Source organism: Pseudomonas baltica, from assembly GCF_014235765.1.
Taxonomy (GTDB): domain Bacteria; phylum Pseudomonadota; class Gammaproteobacteria; order Pseudomonadales; family Pseudomonadaceae; genus Aquipseudomonas; species Aquipseudomonas baltica.
The window spans coordinates 1,943,205-1,959,114 of record NZ_JACMYH010000001.1; the positions used below are offsets into that span (position 1 = coordinate 1,943,205).

Genomic DNA, 15,910 nt, shown 5'->3' on the forward strand with positions numbered 1-15,910 from the left:
CCTGGCCAGTCTTACCCAGCACTTACAACAAGGAGTTTTCCATGCCCGTCATCACCCGCAGCGCCGCTTTGGTCCTTGGTGCGAGCCTGTTGGCCAGCCTTCCAGCACTGGCCGACGAAGCCCGCTACAACCAGATTTCCCTGCGCGCCGAGGTCAGCCAGGAAGTGCCCCGCGACCTGATGCTCGTGACCCTCTACAGCGAAGAGCAGAACGCCGACCCGGCCAAGCTCGCCGCCGGCATCACCGAGACCTTGAACAAGGCTCTCGCCCAGGCCCGTGAAGTCAAGGGCGTGATCGTGCGCCAAGGCAGTCGCAACAGCTACCCGATCTACGACGACAAGGGCCAGACCATCACCGGCTGGCGTGAACGCGCGGAAGTGCGCCTGGAAAGCGCCGACTTCCCCGCGCTGTCCAAACTCACCGGCGAACTGCTGCAGAGCCTGAAAATGGGCGCCATGGACTTCTCGATCGCCGACAAGACCCGCAAGCAGAGCGAAGACGCCCTGCTCAAGGAAGCCGTCGCTGCGTTCAAGGCCCGTGCTCAACTGGCCACCGACGCCTTGGGTGGCAAGAGCTACAAGGTGGTCAATCTCAACCTCAACAGCGCGGGCTACCCGCGGCCCTACGCGTCCGCCCCGATGATGATGAAAGCCGCCCGTTCCGACGCCGCCCCGGTAACCCCGGACGTGGAAGCCGGCACCAGCGAGGTCAGCATCAACGCTGATGGCGTCATCGAAGTCGTGATGCCTTGATGCGCTGCCGTCCTTGATCGGGCGGCCCTATCCCCCTATTGCCATTCATCTGCCGAGGCCCCCATGCACATCCCCGCCTTCAAGCCACTGCTCCTGACCGCTGCCCTGTGTGCCGGGATGCCCATGGCCCAGGCCGCGAGCACCCTGGTGTACTGCTCCGAAGCCAGCCCCGCCGGCTTCGACCCTAGCCAATACACCAGCGGCACCGATTTCGACGCTTCGGCGGAAACCGTCTTCAATCGCCTGACCCAGTTCAAGCGCGGCGGCACCGAAGTCGAGCCTGGCCTGGCCACCTCCTGGGACGTATCGGCGGACGGTTTGAGCTACACCTTTAACTTGCGCGAAGGGGTCAAGTTCCACAGCACCGACTACTTCACGCCCAGCCGCGATTTCAACGCCGACGACGTGCTGTTCACCTTCCAGCGCCTGCTCGATCCCGAGCACCCCTTTCGCAAGGCCTACCCTTCGGAATCGCCCTACTTCACCGACATGGGCTTGAACACCAACATCAAGTCGGTCAGCAAACAGGACGAGCACACCGTCGTCTTCACCCTCGCCACGGTCGATGCCGCGTTCGTGCAGAACCTGGCCATGAGCTTCGCCTCGGTGCAATCCGCCGAATATGCCGCGCAGCTGCTCAAGCAGGGCAAGGCTGCCGACATCAATCAGAAACCGATCGGCACCGGCCCGTTCGTCTTCAAGCGCTATCAGAAGGATTCGCAGATCCGCTACGTTGCCAACAAGGCGTACTGGAAGCCTGAAGACGTCAAGCTCGACAATTTGATCTTCGCGATCAACACCGATGCTGCCGTGCGCCTGCAGAAACTCAAGGCCGGCGAATGCCAGGTCAGCGGCTATCCGCGGCCCGCCGACATCGAGGTGATGAAACAGGACCCCAACCTGCGTGTGCTCAGCCAGCCCGGCTTCAACCTGGGCTTCCTTGCATACAACGTGACCCATCCGCCGCTCGATCAACTCAAGGTGCGTCAGGCACTGGACATGGCGATCGACAAGCCCGCCATCATCAAAGCGGTGTACCAGAGCGCCGGCCAACTGGCACAGAACGCCCTGCCCCCCGCGCAATGGTCTTACGACACGGGCATCAAGGACGCGCCCCACGACATCACCAAGGCCCGCGCGCTACTCAAGGAAGCCGGGATCAAGGAAGGCACGACTATCGACCTGTGGGCCATGACGGTGCAGCGCGCTTCCAACCCCAACGCACGCATGTCGGCGCAAATGATCCAGAGCGATTGGGCCAAGGTCGGCATCAAGGCCAACATCGTCAGCTACGAATGGGGCGAGTACATCAAGCGCGCCAAGAACGGCGAGCACGACACCATGATCTACGGCTGGACCGGCGACAACGGCGACCCCGACAACTGGCTCGGTGTGCTCTACAGCTGTGCGGCGGTCAAGGGCAGCAACTACGCCAAATGGTGCGACCCGGCCTACGACAAACTGATCCAGCAGGCCAAGTTGAGCAGCGATCGCGACGAGCGTGTGAAGCTGTACCAGCAGGCGCAACGCATCCTCAAGCAACAGGTGCCGATCACACCCATCGCGAACTCCACGGTGTTCCAGCCCATGCGCAAGGAAGTTCAGGACTTCCGCATCAGCCCCTTCGGCCTGACCCCTTTCTACGGTGTCAGCCTCTCGCAGTGATACCTAACGCCCCATTGCAGTGCGCCAGCGTGGTGCAGTGGGGTCGATAAGCGTGCGTTCTGCTGCAAAACGTTATTGATCGTGCGTTCAACTATCGAAAAAATTATATCGATGCGACATTCGTGTACGCCCGTCCCACCGTTTCAACCCCGATTCGATGCAAACAGTTGATTTGGGTATGCCGCCTGCATAAGTATCGGCCGGGTCGGCCCACAAGGTCGCCCTCATTCTTAAAATGACAACAACTGAGGCCACCATGCTCAAAACCGCGGTCATTCCGTTCATCGTCGGGGCCGGCCTGCTTGCCAGCGCCCCTTTCGCCCATGCTGCGAGCAACCTTGTATTCTGCTCCGAAGGCAGTCCGGCGGGTTTTGACCCGGCGCTGTATACCAGTGGCACGGATTTCGACGCTTCTGCAGAAACCGTCTTCAACCGTCTGAGCCAGTTCGAGCGCGGCGGCACTGCGGTCATTCCTGGCCTGGCCACGAGCTGGGACATCTCCGAAGACGCACTGACCTACACCTTCCACCTGCGCGAAGGGGTCAAGTTCCACACCACCGACTACTTCAAGCCGTCCCGCGAATTCAACGCCGACGACGTGCTGTTCACGTTCAACCGCATGATCGACAAGAACATGCCGTTCCGCAAAGCCTATCCGACCGAGTTCCCGTACTTCACCGACATGGGCATGGACGAGAACATCACCAACATCGAGAAGCTCGACGACCACACCGTGCGCTTCACCTTGAAGACCGTCGACGCCGCGTTCATCCAGAACATGGCAATGAGCTTCGCCTCGATCCAGTCCGCCGAATACGCCGCCCAGTTGCTCAAGCAGGGCAAGGCCGCCGACATCAACCAGAAGCCAATCGGCACTGGCCCGTTCGTGTTCAACCGCTACCAGAAAGACGCGCAGATTCGCTACAAGGGCAACAAGGACTACTGGAACCCGGATGACGTGAAGATCGACAACCTGATCTTCGCCATCACCACCGATGCATCGGTGCGCATGCAGAAGCTCAAGAAGAACGAGTGCCAGGTCAGCGTGTACCCACGCCCGGCCGACCTCAAGCCGCTCAAGGAAGACAACAAGCTGCAGATGCCCGACCAGGCCGGCTTCAACCTGGGCTACATCGCCTACAACGTCACCCATGAACCGCTCGGCAACCTCAAGGTCCGCCAGGCGCTGGACATGGCAGTGAACAAGAAAAGCATCATCGAAGCCGTGTATCAGGGCGCCGGCCAGCTGGCAGTGAACGCCATGCCGCCGACCCAGTGGTCCTACGATGAAAGCATCAAGGACGCCGGCTACAACGTGGAAGAGGCCAAGAAGCTGCTCAAGGAGGCCGGCGTCAAGGAAGGTACCGAGATCACCCTGTGGGCAATGCCGGTGCAGCGTCCCTACAACCCCAACGCCAAGCTGATGGCCGAGATGCTGCAATCGGACTGGGCCAAGGTGGGTATCAAGGCCAAGATCGTCAGTTACGAATGGGGTGAGTACCTCAAGCGAGCCAAGGCCGGCGAGACCGATGCCATGCTCATCGGCTGGAGCGGCGACAACGGTGACCCGGACAACTGGCTCGGCACCCTGTACGGCTGCGACGCGGTGAACGGTAACAACTTCTCGAAGTGGTGCGACAAGGACTACGACCAGTTGATCAAGACCGCCAAGGCCACGCCTGACCAGGCCAAGCGCACCGAACTGTACAAGCAGGCTCAGGTGCGCCTCAAGGAACAGGTACCGATCACCCCGATCGCCCACTCCACGGTCTACCAGCCCATGAGCGCCAAGGTCACCGACTTCAAGATCAGCCCCTTTGGCTTGAACTCGTTCTATGGCGTAGGCCTGAAGGACTGACCCCGGGCATCTCTCCTGACGCAGGCGGACGACGGACCGAAAGGTCCGTCGTCCACTTCGCTTGCACGAACGCCAGGATTTTTCCCACAGCACTACCGGAATACGCCGACATACACCTTAGTCAAATGGAACTAGCTTTCCTTGGCGACGGCCGTCCTATTCCTGCCAGGGGACTGGCGACCCACGATCGGAAAACAACAAGACAGGGACTATCATGCGACATACAAAGCTTTGCTCCGCCATGCTCGCTCTGGGCCTGCTCGGCCAGGTCGGCCTCAGCCAGGCCGCGAACAGCCTGGTGTACTGCTCCGAAGGCAGCCCCGCAGGTTTCGACATCGCCCAGTACACCAGCGGGACCGACAACGATGCTTCGCAACCGATCTACAACCGCCTGACCGAATTCGAAAAAGGCGGGACCAGTGTTATTCCCGCACTGGCCACCAAATGGGACATCTCGGAAGACGGCCTGACCTACACCTTCCACCTGCGCGAAGGGGTCAAGTTCCACAGTAACGAGGCGTTCAAGCCGACCCGCGACTTCAACGCCGACGACGTGCTGTTCACCTTCAACCGCATGCTCGACCCCAACCAGCCGTTCCGCAAGGCCTACCCCACCGAGTTTCCCTACTTCGTCAGCATGAGCCTGGACAAGAACATCGCCAAGGTCGAAAAAGCCGACGACCACACCGTGGTGTTCACCCTCAACGCCGTGGATGCCGCGTTCGTGCAGAACATCGCCATGAACTTTGCCTCCATCCTGTCCGCCGAGTACGCCGACCAGCTGCTCAAGGGCGGCAACATGCGCGACATCAACCAGAAGCCGATCGGCACCGGCCCGTTCGCCTTCCAGCGTTACCAGAAGGACTCGCAGATCCGCTACAAGGCCAACCCGCAGTACTGGGACATGAGCCAGGTAAAGGTCGACCAGTTGATTTTCGCCATCAACACCGATGCTTCGGTGCGCATGCAGAAGCTCAAGAAGAACGAGTGCCAGGTGACGGCCTACCCACGCCCCGCCGACCTCGCGGGCCTCAAGGCAGACCCCAAGCTCAAGGTCATGGAGCAGGCTGGCTACAACTTGGGCTACATCACCTACAACGTGCGCCACAAGCCGTTCGACCAGCTGGAAGTGCGCCAGGCGATGGACATGGCGGTGAACAAGGACGCCATCCTCAAGGCCGTCTACCAGGGTGCCGGGCAGAAAGCAGTCAATGCCATGCCGCCGACTCAGTGGTCCTACGACGAGAGCATCAAGGACGCGCCTTTCGACCCGGAGAAAGCCAAGCAGATGCTGCAGGCCGCCGGGGTCAAGGAAGGCACCGAGATCACCCTCTGGGCCATGCCCGTGCAGCGTCCGTACAACCCCAACGCCAAGCTGATGGCTGAAATGCTGCAGGCCGACTGGGGCAAGATCGGCCTCAAGGTCAAGATCGTCAGCTACGAATGGGGCGAGTACCTGGACCGTACCAAACGCGGCGAACACGACGTTTCGCTGATTGGCTGGACTGGCGACAATGGTGACCCGGACAACTGGTTGGGCACGCTGTACAGCTGCGATGCGATTGGCAGCAACAACTACTCGATGTGGTGCAACCAGGACTACGACAAGCTGGTGCAGCAGGCCAAGCGCGTGACCGATCGCGACGAGCGCAGCGTGCTCTATCGCCAGGCGCAGCAGTTGCTCAAGCAGCAGGTGCCGATCACCCCGATCGCCCACTCCACCGTCAACCAGCCGGTCAGCGCCAAGGTCGACGGCTTCAAGGTCAGCCCGTTCGGGCGTAACGATTTCGGCGGCGTAAGCGTCCGCGACTAGATAACCCCCGCCCTCCCAAACCTATGGTCGTGCCATGGGTTTGGGGAGCTTTTGGCAAAAAAGAGCAAGCAAACGTTTGCAACTGTCACCACCCGCCATGGATAGGGCACAAGCCGCACTCGATAAAGCGGCAATAAAACCAAAAAATGTAAGGAGCTTCAGTTGAAAATCACCAAGAGAGCAGTACTCACGTTGTCCTTGAGCGGTTTCACGCCCCTGGCCCTGGCCGAAGAAGTCAGCCAGGCTTTCGTCCCTCTCAGCGTCAAGACCAGCAGCGCCCAGGATGAAGCCCAGGGCTTCATCGAGGACTCGAGCCTGACCGGCTCGACGCGCAACTGGTTCGCCAAGGAAAAAGGCAAGCGCGGCCTGACCTGGGGCATCAACAAAGGCAACGGCGCCACCGAACGCACCGGCAGCCGCGACACCTGGGTACAGGGCACCATCGTCAACTACACCTCGGGCTTTACCCAAGGCACGGTAGGTTTCAGCACCGAAGTGGCGGCCTACAACACCGTGGCTCTGGAGCAAGGCAAAGGCCGCGTGGCTGGCGGCGGCAACCGCACCCTGACCGACCACGACGGCGAAGTGGTCGACCAGTGGACCAAGGCAGGCCTGGCCAACCTCAAGGCACGGGTTTCAAACACGGTGGTGACCGCCGGGCGGCAATCGCTGAACACACCGGTGCTGGCCTTCATCGGCAACCGTGCCCTGCCCTCCAGCTTCGAAGGTGTCAGCGTGCACAGCGCCGAGTTCGACAACCTCGATTTCGACCTCGGTACGTTCAGCCGGGTGTCGCCGCGCACCGAGCAGGGCCTGAGCAAATTCAGGACCGAGTACGGCAACGGCACCACTACCGATCAGGTCAACATCTTCGGCCTCAACTACCAGCCGCTGAAAAGCCTGACCACCAGCCTGTACGCGTCCAACGTCAAGGATGTCTGGAACCAGTACTATTTCGGCGCAGCCCATGAATTGGGGGATGCCTCGGTACTGAGCCTGAGCACCGGGTTCAACTATTACAAGACCAAGGATGCGGGCAGCGCCAAGATGGGTGCCATCGACAACGACACCTACAGCCTGTCGTTGACCGCGACGCACAAGGCGCACAGCCTGACGCTGGCCTTCCAGGAAGTGAACGGCGACGAATACTTCGACTATTTGCACGAGACCAACGCCATCTTCCTGGCCAACTCGCTGTTCTCCGACTACAACGGCCCGAACGAAAAATCGTTCCAGGTCGGCTACGGGCTGGACATGGCCAGCTATGGCGTACCGGGGCTCAAGTTCAGCGTCTACACCGCGCGCGGCTGGGGCATCGATGGCACGCGCTACAAGGGTGGCGGCTATGACGGCATTCAGGCTCAGGACGGCGAAAGCCATTACGAGTACGGCTTCGGCACCTCATACGCCGTGCAGGGCGGGCCATTGAAGGCCAGCACCATTCGCGCGACCTACAGTGCCCACCGCGCCAGCGCCAATCAGGTCGATGGCAGCCTCAACGAGCTGCGCATCGTCACTACCATTCCGTTCCAGATTCTTTGATCGGCGAGCGCTGCCCGTGGTTCGCCGAATCACGGGCAGCGACTACGCTTACGTGCGATTGCGAGGGCAACGATGAAAACGCTATCACTCAAGGCTGCCGTAGCCGCCGCCCTGCTCGGCATGAGCCTGGGCGCCAGTGCCAAACCGCTGGTGGTCTGCACCGAAGCCAGTCCCGAAGGTTTCGATATCGTTCAGTACACCGGTGCGGTGACGGCCGACGCCTCAGCCGAAACGGTGTTCAACCGCCTCGTCGACTTCACGCCGGGCAGCACCGATATCCAGCCCGGCCTGGCACGAAGCTGGGACATCAGCGAAGACGGCAAGACCTACACTTTCCACCTGCGCGAGGGCGTGAAGTTCCATACCACGGACTACTTCAAGCCGACCCGCAACCTCACTGCCGACGACGTGCTGTGGAGCTTCATGCGCCAGTTCGATGCCAACCACCCCTGGCATGACAAGTCGACCATGGGCTATCCCTACTTCGAATCGATGGGCATGGGTGAGTTGATCCAGAGCATCGACAAGCTTGATGAGCTGACCGTGCGTTTCGTGCTCAAGCGCCCAGAGGCGCCCTTCCTGCGCGACATGGCAATGGGCTTCACCTCGATCTACTCCGCCGAATATGCCGACCAGTTGCTCAAGGCCGGCAAGACCGCCGAGCTGAACAGCAAGCCGATCGGCACCGGCCCCTTCGTGTTCGTGCGCTACAGCAAGGACGCACAGGTTCGCTACAAGGCCAACCCCGACTATTACAACGGCAAGCCACCGGCCGACCCGCTGATCTTCGCCATCACCGTGGACAACAACGTGCGGGCGCAGAAGCTGCGCGCCAACGAATGCCAGGTCGCGGTGTACCCCAAGCCGGACGACGTGCCCGGCATCAAGGCCGACCCGCAGCTCAAGATCGCGGAAATGGACGCCCTGATGACCAGCTACGTGGCCATCAACACCACCCACAAGTACCTGAGCGACGTGCGCGTGCGCCAGGCCATCCAGATGGCCTTCGACAAGCAGACCTTCGTGCGTACGCTGTTCGGCGAAGGCAACGCAACGCCGGGCGTGGGCCCCTACCCGACCACCCTGCTGGGCTACAATCATTCCCTGAAGGACTTGCCCTACGATCCGGCCAAGGCCCGGGCGCTGCTCAAGGAAGCCGGCGTTCCGGAAGGTACGTCGTTCACCATCTTTGCGCGCAATGGCAGCAGCCCGACCAACCCCAATTCCAGCCTGGCGGCGCAGCTGCTCCAGGCGGACCTGGCCAAGGTAGGCATCAAGCTGGATATTCGCGTGCTGGAGTGGGGCGAGTTGATCAAGCGCCTGAAACTGGGCGAACATGACCTGGCTTTCTACGGTTGGGCCGGCGACAACGGCGATCCGGACAACTTTCTCAGCCCGAACCTGACGTGTGAAGCGGCGAAGAACGGCGAAAACGCCGCTCGCTGGTGCAACCCGGAGTTCGATGCATTGGTGAACAAGGCCCGCGAAGCCACTGAACCGGCAGCGCGCGCGGCGTTCTACGAACAGGCACAGGTCATTTTTCTCAAAGAGCAACCCTGGTTGAGCCTGGCGTATCCACGCCTGTTCTCGGCCATGCGCAAGAACGTCGAAGGCTTCCACATAAGCCCGATGACCAATAATAACTTCGCCACCACCCAGGTGAAGTAGAAAAAGACGCCCCGCTTCGGCGCCCATCCGGGCGGACGCGGGGCATGCCTAACCGGCTGATGAGGTACTACGCACGATGTTTAGTTTTATTGCCCGACGTGTGGGATTGCTGATCCCCACTTTCTTCGGCATCACGCTATTGACCTTCGCGTTGATACGCCTGATTCCCGGTGACCCTGTCGAAGTGATGATGGGCGAGCGTCGGGTCGACCCCGAAATGCACGCACAGGCGATGGAACGCCTGGGTCTGAACAAGCCCCTGTATGCCCAGTACCTGGACTACATCGGCAACCTTGCCCAGGGCAACCTGGGCGAGTCGCTGCGGACCCGTGAAAGCGTGTGGACCGAGTTCACCGCACTGTTTCCGGCCACCCTGGAGCTGTCCATTGCCGCGCTGATCTTCGCCGGCATTCTGGGCCTGCTCGCCGGGGTAATCGCCGCACTCAAGCGAGGCTCCCTGTTCGATCACGGGGTCATGGGCATCTCCCTGGCCGGCTATTCCATGCCGATTTTCTGGTGGGGCCTGATCCTGATCATGTTCTTCTCGGTGACCCTGGGCTGGACGCCGGTCTCCGGGCGCATCGACCTGTTGTACGACATCGAGCCGAAAACCGGCTTCATGCTCATCGACACGCTGTTCAGCGAAGACGAAGGCGCCTGGTGGGATGCCCTGCATCACCTGATTCTGCCAGCCATCGTACTGGGCACCATCCCGCTTGCGGTGATCGCGCGCATGACCCGTTCCTCGATGCTCGAAGTCCTGCGCGAGGATTACGTGCGCACGGCGCGCGCCAAGGGCCTGTCGCCGGCCCGCGTAGTATTCGTGCACGGCCTGCGCAATGCGCTGATTCCGGTGCTCACGGTGTTCGGCCTGCAGGTCGGCACGCTGCTGGCCGGTGCGGTACTGACCGAAACCATCTTTTCCTGGCCGGGCATCGGCAAGTGGCTGATCGAGGCCATCGGCGCCCGTGACTACCCTGTCGTGCAGAACGGCATCCTGTTGATCGCCTGCCTGGTGATCCTGGTCAACTTCGTCGTGGATATACTCTACGGCCTGGCCAACCCACGCATCCGTCATCAGCGCTGAGACCCTATCCATGACTACGAAAATCGAAACGGTAGCGGTGGATCAGAGCCTGCTCTATCCCTCCCCGTACAAAGAATTCTGGCAGGCTTTTGCCAAGAACAAGGGCGCCGTGGCCGGCCTGGTGTTCATGCTGATCATCGTCTTCTGCGCGCTGTTCGCGCCCTGGGTGGCACCGCACAACCCCAGCGAGCAGTACCGCGACTTTCTCCTGACCCCGCCGGTATGGCTGGAAGGCGGCCAGTGGCAGTTCATTCTGGGCACCGACGAACTGGGCCGCGACCTGCTTTCGCGCCTGATCCAGGGTTCGCGGCTGTCGCTGCTGATCGGCCTGTCGTCGGTGGTGATGTCACTGATCCCGGGCATCCTCATGGGTCTGCTGGCCGGCTTTTTCCCACGCATCCTCGGGCCGTCGATCATGCGCCTGATGGACGTCATGCTGGCGCTGCCGTCGCTGCTGCTGGCAGTGGCCATCGTCGCCATTCTCGGCCCTGGCCTGATCAACACCGTGATCGCCATTGCCGTGGTGTCGCTGCCTTCCTACGTGCGCCTGACCCGCGCTGCGGTGATGGGTGAACTGAACCGCGACTACGTCACTGCCGCGCGGCTGGCCGGGGCAACGCTGCCACGCCTGATGTTCATTACCGTGCTGCCCAACTGCATGGCGCCGCTGATCGTGCAGGCCACCTTGAGTTTCTCCTCGGCGATTCTCGACGCCGCTGCGCTGGGCTTCCTGGGCCTGGGCGTGCAGCCGCCGACGCCGGAATGGGGCACCATGCTGGCCTCGGCGCGGGACTACATCGAACGCGCCTGGTGGGTGGTGAGCCTGCCGGGTCTGACCATTCTGCTCAGCGTGCTGGCAATCAACCTGATGGGCGACGGGCTGCGCGATGCGCTGGACCCCAAACTCAAGAACGCCGCCTGAGGAGCCGACCATGTCACTTTTGAATATCAATAATCTGAACGTGCGCTTTGGCGACGCCAAGGCTGTGCCGGTCGTCGACGGGCTGGACCTCAGCGTGGACAAGGGCGAAGTGCTCGCCATCGTCGGCGAGTCGGGTTCGGGCAAGTCGGTGACCATGATGGCCCTGATGGGCCTGATCGACGCGCCCGGCATCGTCACGGCCGACTCGCTGCTGTTCGACGGCCACGACATGCTCAAGCTCAACGCACGGCAACGGCGCAAGGTGGTCGGCAAGGACCTGGCGATGATTTTCCAGGATCCGATGACCGCCCTGAACCCAAGCTACACCGTGGGCTTCCAGATCGAGGAGGTCTTGCGCCAGCATCTGGGCATGTCCGGCAAGGCCGCGCGCCAGCGGGCCCTGGAACTGCTCAAGAAGGTGGAGATTCCTGCGGCGGAAAGCCGTCTGGATGCCTACCCCCATCAACTGTCCGGTGGCATGAGCCAGCGCGTGGCAATCGCCATGGCGATTGCCGGCGAACCCAAGCTGCTGATCGCCGACGAACCCACCACCGCCCTGGACGTGACCATTCAGGCGCAGATCATGGAGTTGCTGCTCAACCTGCAGCAAGAGCAGAACATGGGCTTGATCCTGATCACCCATGACCTGGCCGTGGTGGCCGAAACCGCCCAGCGCGTGTGCGTGATGTACGCCGGCCAGGCGGTGGAGGTGGGCCACGTGCCGCAACTGTTCGATATCCCTGCGCACCCCTACAGCGAAGCGCTGCTGATGGCCATCCCCGAGCACAGCGAGGGCGCCGAACGCCTGGCCACCCTGCCCGGCATCGTCCCGGGCCGCTACGACCGTCCGCAGGGCTGCCTGCTTTCGCCACGCTGCCCCTACGTGCGTGAAAACTGCCGTACCGAACGCCCTGCCCTGGATCAGAAAGCCCAGAGCCTGGCGCGCTGTCTCTATCCACTCAATCAGGAGGTGGCGTAATGAGCGTCGTACTGACCGCCCGCGACCTTACTCGCCACTACAACGTCTCGGCCGGGCTGTTCAAGCCTGATGCCGTGGTGCGCGCCCTCAATGGCGTGTCCTTCGAGCTCGAAGCCGGCAAGACCCTTGCCGTGGTCGGTGAATCGGGCTGCGGCAAGTCGACCCTGGCTCGCGCGCTGACCTTGATCGAAGAGCCTTCGTCCGGGTCGCTGCAGATCGCCGGCCAGGAAGTCGCCGGCGCCAGCAAGGCCGAGCGCAAGCAATTGCGCAAAGACGTGCAGATGGTCTTCCAGAGCCCCTATGCCTCGCTCAATCCGCGGCAGAAGATCGGCGATCAGCTCGGTGAGCCATTGCTCATCAACACCTCGCTGAGCAAGGCCGAGCGACGCGAGAAGGTCCAGGCAATGATGCAACAGGTCGGCCTGCGGCCCGAGCACTACCAGCGCTACCCGCACATGTTCTCCGGTGGTCAGCGCCAGCGTATTGCCCTGGCTCGTGCCATGATGCTGCAGCCAAAGGTGCTGGTCGCCGATGAGCCGACCTCGGCACTCGACGTGTCGATCCAGGCGCAGGTGCTGAACCTGTTCATGGACCTGCAGCAGGAGTTCAACACGGCCTATGTGTTCATCTCGCACAACCTGGCGGTGGTGCGTCACGTGGCCGATCAGGTGCTGGTGATGTACCTGGGCCGGCCAGCGGAAATGGGGCCCAAGGAGGACATCTACACCCGGCCTCTGCACCCGTACACCCAGGCGCTGCTGTCGGCAACGCCGACCATCAAGCCCGATCCGCTCAAGCCCAAGATCAAGATCGTCGGCGAATTGCCCAACCCGTTGAATCCACCGTCGGGCTGTGCGTTCCACAAGCGTTGCCCGTACGCCACCGAACGCTGCAGCACGGAAATACCGGCGTTCCGGCCGGTGGATACGCGGCAAGTGGCGTGTCATTACGCCGAACAGTTCCTGTAACGCTTCAAGGCCTCTTCGCTCACTGTCGAAGAGGCCTTTTGCCTCCCCTTCCTCCCAGTGCATCCGCAGACGAATGTCTCTATGATGCCGAACATGATCAAAGACCCCTTCGCCCGCCTCAACCTCGATCGCGAGGTCATCACCGTCAGCCAGCTCAATGGCCGCGCCCGTGTATTGCTCGAAGACGTCTTCAGCAACATCTGGGTCGAAGGTGAAATCTCCAACCTGGCGCGTCCGGCGTCCGGCCACGTCTATTTCACCCTGAAGGACAGTGGTGCGCAGGTACGCTGCGCCTTGTTCAGGCAGAACGCCCAACGCGTGCGCCAGGTCCTCAAGGACGGCGCAGCGGTAAAGGTGCGTGGCAAGGTCTCGCTGTTCGAAGGCCGTGGTGACTATCAGCTGATCCTCGACACCGTGGAGCCTGCCGGCGACGGCGCACTGCGCATGGCGTTCGATGCGCTCAAGGTCAAGCTCGATGCCGAAGGCCTGTTCAGCAGCGAACGCAAGGTCGCGCTGCCGGCTCACCCGCAACGCATCGGGATCGTCAGCTCGCCGACCGGCGCGGTAATCCGCGACATCATCAGCGTGTTCCGTCGCCGCGCCCCGCAGATCCAGTTGACCCTGATCCCGACCGCCGTGCAGGGCCGCGAAGCCACCGCTCAGATCGTCCGCGCCCTGCGCCTGGCCGATGCGCGCGGGTTCGACGCGATCATCCTCGCCCGTGGCGGCGGTTCGCTGGAGGACCTCTGGTGCTTCAACGAAGAAGCCGTGGCGCGCGCCGTCGATGCCTGTGTGACGCCGATCGTCAGTGCCGTAGGCCACGAGACCGACGTGTCCATCAGCGACTTCGTGGCCGACGTACGTGCCCCTACTCCTTCGGCAGCTGCCGAACTGCTGGCCCCGGATGCCGGCGACCTGCAGCGCCGACTCGACAGCCTGCAGCGGCGCCTGGTGTTGCGCATGCACAATCGCCTGGCCCACGAACGCCTGCGTGTGGAAGGGCTGACCCGCCGCCTGCGCCATCCCGGCGAACGTTTGCGCCAACAGGCACAGCGCCTGGACGACCTGGACATGCGCATGCGCCGCGCCTTCGAACGGCAGATGACTGCGCGCGCGCACCGCCTGGCACAGTTGCAGACGCGGCTTGCCGGGCAGCACCCGGACCGAGTCCTGCGGCTGCTCAAACAGCGCCTGGATGGCCTGGCCGAGCGTCTGCCGCGGGCCATGCGCGACACCCTCAAGGCGCGTCGTCTGTTGCTGCAGAGCCAGGTGCAGACCCTGCACGTGGTCAGCCCATTGGCGACCCTCGGACGCGGCTACAGCATCCTGCTCGATGAGCGGGGCCAGGCCATCCGCAGCGCCGAACAGACCCAGCGCGGTCAATGCCTGATCGCAAGGCTCGGCGAAGGCGAGCTTGCAGTGCGCGTCGAGGACAATCACCTCACGCCCGTTACCCTTTCCCTACTGGACTGATCCATGCCGCGTTTTCTCGTTGTCGCCCTGCTGATATGCCTGTCTTCGTTCGCCCAGGCGGACAGCTACATCACCCGGCTGTTGAACAAACCGGTGCCCGGCGGCGTGGCGGTGGTCGATCTGGGCAGCGCCAGCCAGGCACCAAAGGCCACCTACGATGGCAGGCAGGTGCTGGTGGTCAACGAGCAAGGCACCTGGCGCGCCATCGTAGGTATTCCATTGACGGTCAAGCCGGGCCCGGCGCAGTTGAGCGTGGCCGGGCGCACCGTCGCTTTTCAGGTGGGCAGCAAACAGTACCCGGAACAGCGGATCACTTTGAAGAATACACGGCAGGTCAACCCCAACCCGGCCGACATCAAACGCATCGACGGCGAACTGGCCGAGCAGCTGCGCGCCTATCGCAGCTTCAGCGCTGGCACGCCGAGCAACCTGCTGCTGGACAAGCCTGTCAGCGGACCGCTGTCGAGCAAGTTCGGCGTGCGGCGTTTCTTCAACGGCGAGGAGCGCAATCCTCACTCGGGCCTGGATTTCGCGGTGCCGGCCGGCACGCCGATCAAGACCCCTGCCAATGGCAAGGTGATTCTGGTGGGTGATTACTTCTTCAATGGCAACACCGTGTTCGTCGACCATGGGCAGGGCTTCATCAGCATGTTCTGTCACATGTCCAAGATCGACGTGAAGGTTGGGCAAAGCCTGGCACGCGGTGCAGTGGTCGGCCGGGTCGGCTCCACCGGCCGCGCGACCGGACCGCACATGCACTGGAATATCAGCCTCAACGATGCGCGGGTCGATCCGGCGATCTTCATCAACGCCTTTCAGCCTTGACCCACCGGAAATCCTCCCAGCACTGCTTGACCTGTGGGAGCGGGCTCTGCCCGCGAAGGCCGCACCGCCGGCCCAGCGCATTGCGCCGCCCCTTAAAGCCACGCAATCTCTGGCACCCCTTTCCAAATCTTCAGCAATAAAATCTCGCCTGCTCCAAGATACCCAACTCTCCTACCATTTTTCTCAATACCCTTGCCATTTTTCACCCCACTGGTTAGGGTTGGGGTCATGAACACTGCACACACCCTCATCCAGCTCCGCCAACACCGCAGCCTCTGCCTGGTCAGTGCACGACTGCCTGGCTGAAACGCGTCGCCTCGCCTCTTCACCATTCGAATGACCGGCAGGCCCTTTCCCC

Annotated in this window: 12 protein-coding genes; all 12 read left to right on the forward strand. The window is 62.2% G+C overall.

Translation table 11 applies throughout. The features are described 5' to 3' along the window. The first annotated feature begins 41 nt into the window (after positions 1–41). The 12 genes from H7993_RS08715 to H7993_RS08770 all read left to right on the forward strand — a co-directional run bounded on the left by H7993_RS08715 (position 42) and on the right by H7993_RS08770 (position 15,552). Positions 42–752, forward strand: coding sequence for an SIMPL domain-containing protein (locus tag H7993_RS08715; protein WP_185794062.1), 711 nt, complete (start codon positions 42–44; stop codon positions 750–752). Positions 753–815: 63 nt separating this feature from the next. Further along, positions 816–2,417: an ABC transporter substrate-binding protein gene (locus H7993_RS08720; protein WP_185794063.1), complete on the forward strand. Its 1,602-nt coding sequence runs from the start codon at positions 816–818 to the stop codon at positions 2,415–2,417. A gap of 256 nt (positions 2,418–2,673) precedes the next feature. Continuing rightward, entirely contained in the window at positions 2,674–4,275 is a 1,602-nt protein-coding gene (locus tag H7993_RS08725; RefSeq protein WP_185794064.1) for an ABC transporter substrate-binding protein, read from the forward strand. A gap of 214 nt (positions 4,276–4,489) precedes the next feature. Continuing rightward, the gene (locus tag H7993_RS08730; RefSeq protein ID WP_185794065.1) at positions 4,490–6,088 is read left to right on the forward strand and encodes an ABC transporter substrate-binding protein; all 1,599 of its coding nucleotides are present in this window, start codon (positions 4,490–4,492) and stop codon (positions 6,086–6,088) included. 162 nt (positions 6,089–6,250) lie between these two features. Beyond that, complete coding sequence (locus tag H7993_RS08735) at positions 6,251–7,630, forward strand: OprD family porin (RefSeq protein WP_185794066.1); 1,380 nt, start codon at positions 6,251–6,253, stop codon at positions 7,628–7,630. Positions 7,631–7,702: 72 nt separating this feature from the next. Then, the gene (locus H7993_RS08740) at positions 7,703–9,298 is read left to right on the forward strand and encodes an ABC transporter substrate-binding protein (protein WP_122479532.1); all 1,596 of its coding nucleotides are present in this window, start codon (positions 7,703–7,705) and stop codon (positions 9,296–9,298) included. A gap of 76 nt (positions 9,299–9,374) precedes the next feature. Next, on the forward strand, positions 9,375–10,385 hold the full coding sequence (locus tag H7993_RS08745) for an ABC transporter permease subunit (protein WP_122479533.1): 1,011 nt from the start codon (positions 9,375–9,377) through the stop codon (positions 10,383–10,385). Positions 10,386–10,395: 10 nt separating this feature from the next. Further along, complete coding sequence (locus H7993_RS08750) at positions 10,396–11,307, forward strand: ABC transporter permease subunit (protein WP_049861914.1); 912 nt, start codon at positions 10,396–10,398, stop codon at positions 11,305–11,307. Between the two features lie 10 nt (positions 11,308–11,317). Next, the gene (locus H7993_RS08755; protein ID WP_185794067.1) at positions 11,318–12,286 is read left to right on the forward strand and encodes an ABC transporter ATP-binding protein; all 969 of its coding nucleotides are present in this window, start codon (positions 11,318–11,320) and stop codon (positions 12,284–12,286) included. Further along, the gene (locus H7993_RS08760; RefSeq protein WP_122479535.1) at positions 12,286–13,254 is read left to right on the forward strand and encodes a peptide ABC transporter ATP-binding protein; all 969 of its coding nucleotides are present in this window, start codon (positions 12,286–12,288) and stop codon (positions 13,252–13,254) included. Before H7993_RS08755 ends, H7993_RS08760 begins: the two co-directional genes overlap by 1 nt. 93 nt (positions 13,255–13,347) lie before the next feature. Next, positions 13,348–14,727 (forward strand): exodeoxyribonuclease VII large subunit, encoded by a 1,380-nt coding sequence (gene xseA / locus H7993_RS08765; protein ID WP_185794068.1) that lies wholly within the window; start codon positions 13,348–13,350, stop codon positions 14,725–14,727. Positions 14,728–14,730: 3 nt separating this feature from the next. Beyond that, entirely contained in the window at positions 14,731–15,552 is an 822-nt protein-coding gene (locus H7993_RS08770; protein WP_185794069.1) for a M23 family metallopeptidase, read from the forward strand. The last annotated feature ends 358 nt before the right edge of the window (positions 15,553–15,910 follow it).

Coding starts and splice junctions, on each gene's coding strand:
- xseA (WP_185794068.1), top strand. CDS start 13,348: ATGATCAAAGACCCCTTCGCCCGCCTCAACCTCGATCGCGAGGTCATC.
- H7993_RS08725 (WP_185794064.1), top strand. CDS start 2,674: ATGCTCAAAACCGCGGTCATTCCGTTCATCGTCGGGGCCGGCCTGCTT.
- H7993_RS08720 (WP_185794063.1), top strand. CDS start 816: ATGCACATCCCCGCCTTCAAGCCACTGCTCCTGACCGCTGCCCTGTGT.
- H7993_RS08760 (WP_122479535.1), top strand. CDS start 12,286: ATGAGCGTCGTACTGACCGCCCGCGACCTTACTCGCCACTACAACGTC.
- H7993_RS08750 (WP_049861914.1), top strand. CDS start 10,396: ATGACTACGAAAATCGAAACGGTAGCGGTGGATCAGAGCCTGCTCTAT.
- H7993_RS08770 (WP_185794069.1), top strand. CDS start 14,731: ATGCCGCGTTTTCTCGTTGTCGCCCTGCTGATATGCCTGTCTTCGTTC.
- H7993_RS08755 (WP_185794067.1), top strand. CDS start 11,318: ATGTCACTTTTGAATATCAATAATCTGAACGTGCGCTTTGGCGACGCC.
- H7993_RS08730 (WP_185794065.1), top strand. CDS start 4,490: ATGCGACATACAAAGCTTTGCTCCGCCATGCTCGCTCTGGGCCTGCTC.
- H7993_RS08745 (WP_122479533.1), top strand. CDS start 9,375: ATGTTTAGTTTTATTGCCCGACGTGTGGGATTGCTGATCCCCACTTTC.
- H7993_RS08740 (WP_122479532.1), top strand. CDS start 7,703: ATGAAAACGCTATCACTCAAGGCTGCCGTAGCCGCCGCCCTGCTCGGC.
- H7993_RS08715 (WP_185794062.1), top strand. CDS start 42: ATGCCCGTCATCACCCGCAGCGCCGCTTTGGTCCTTGGTGCGAGCCTG.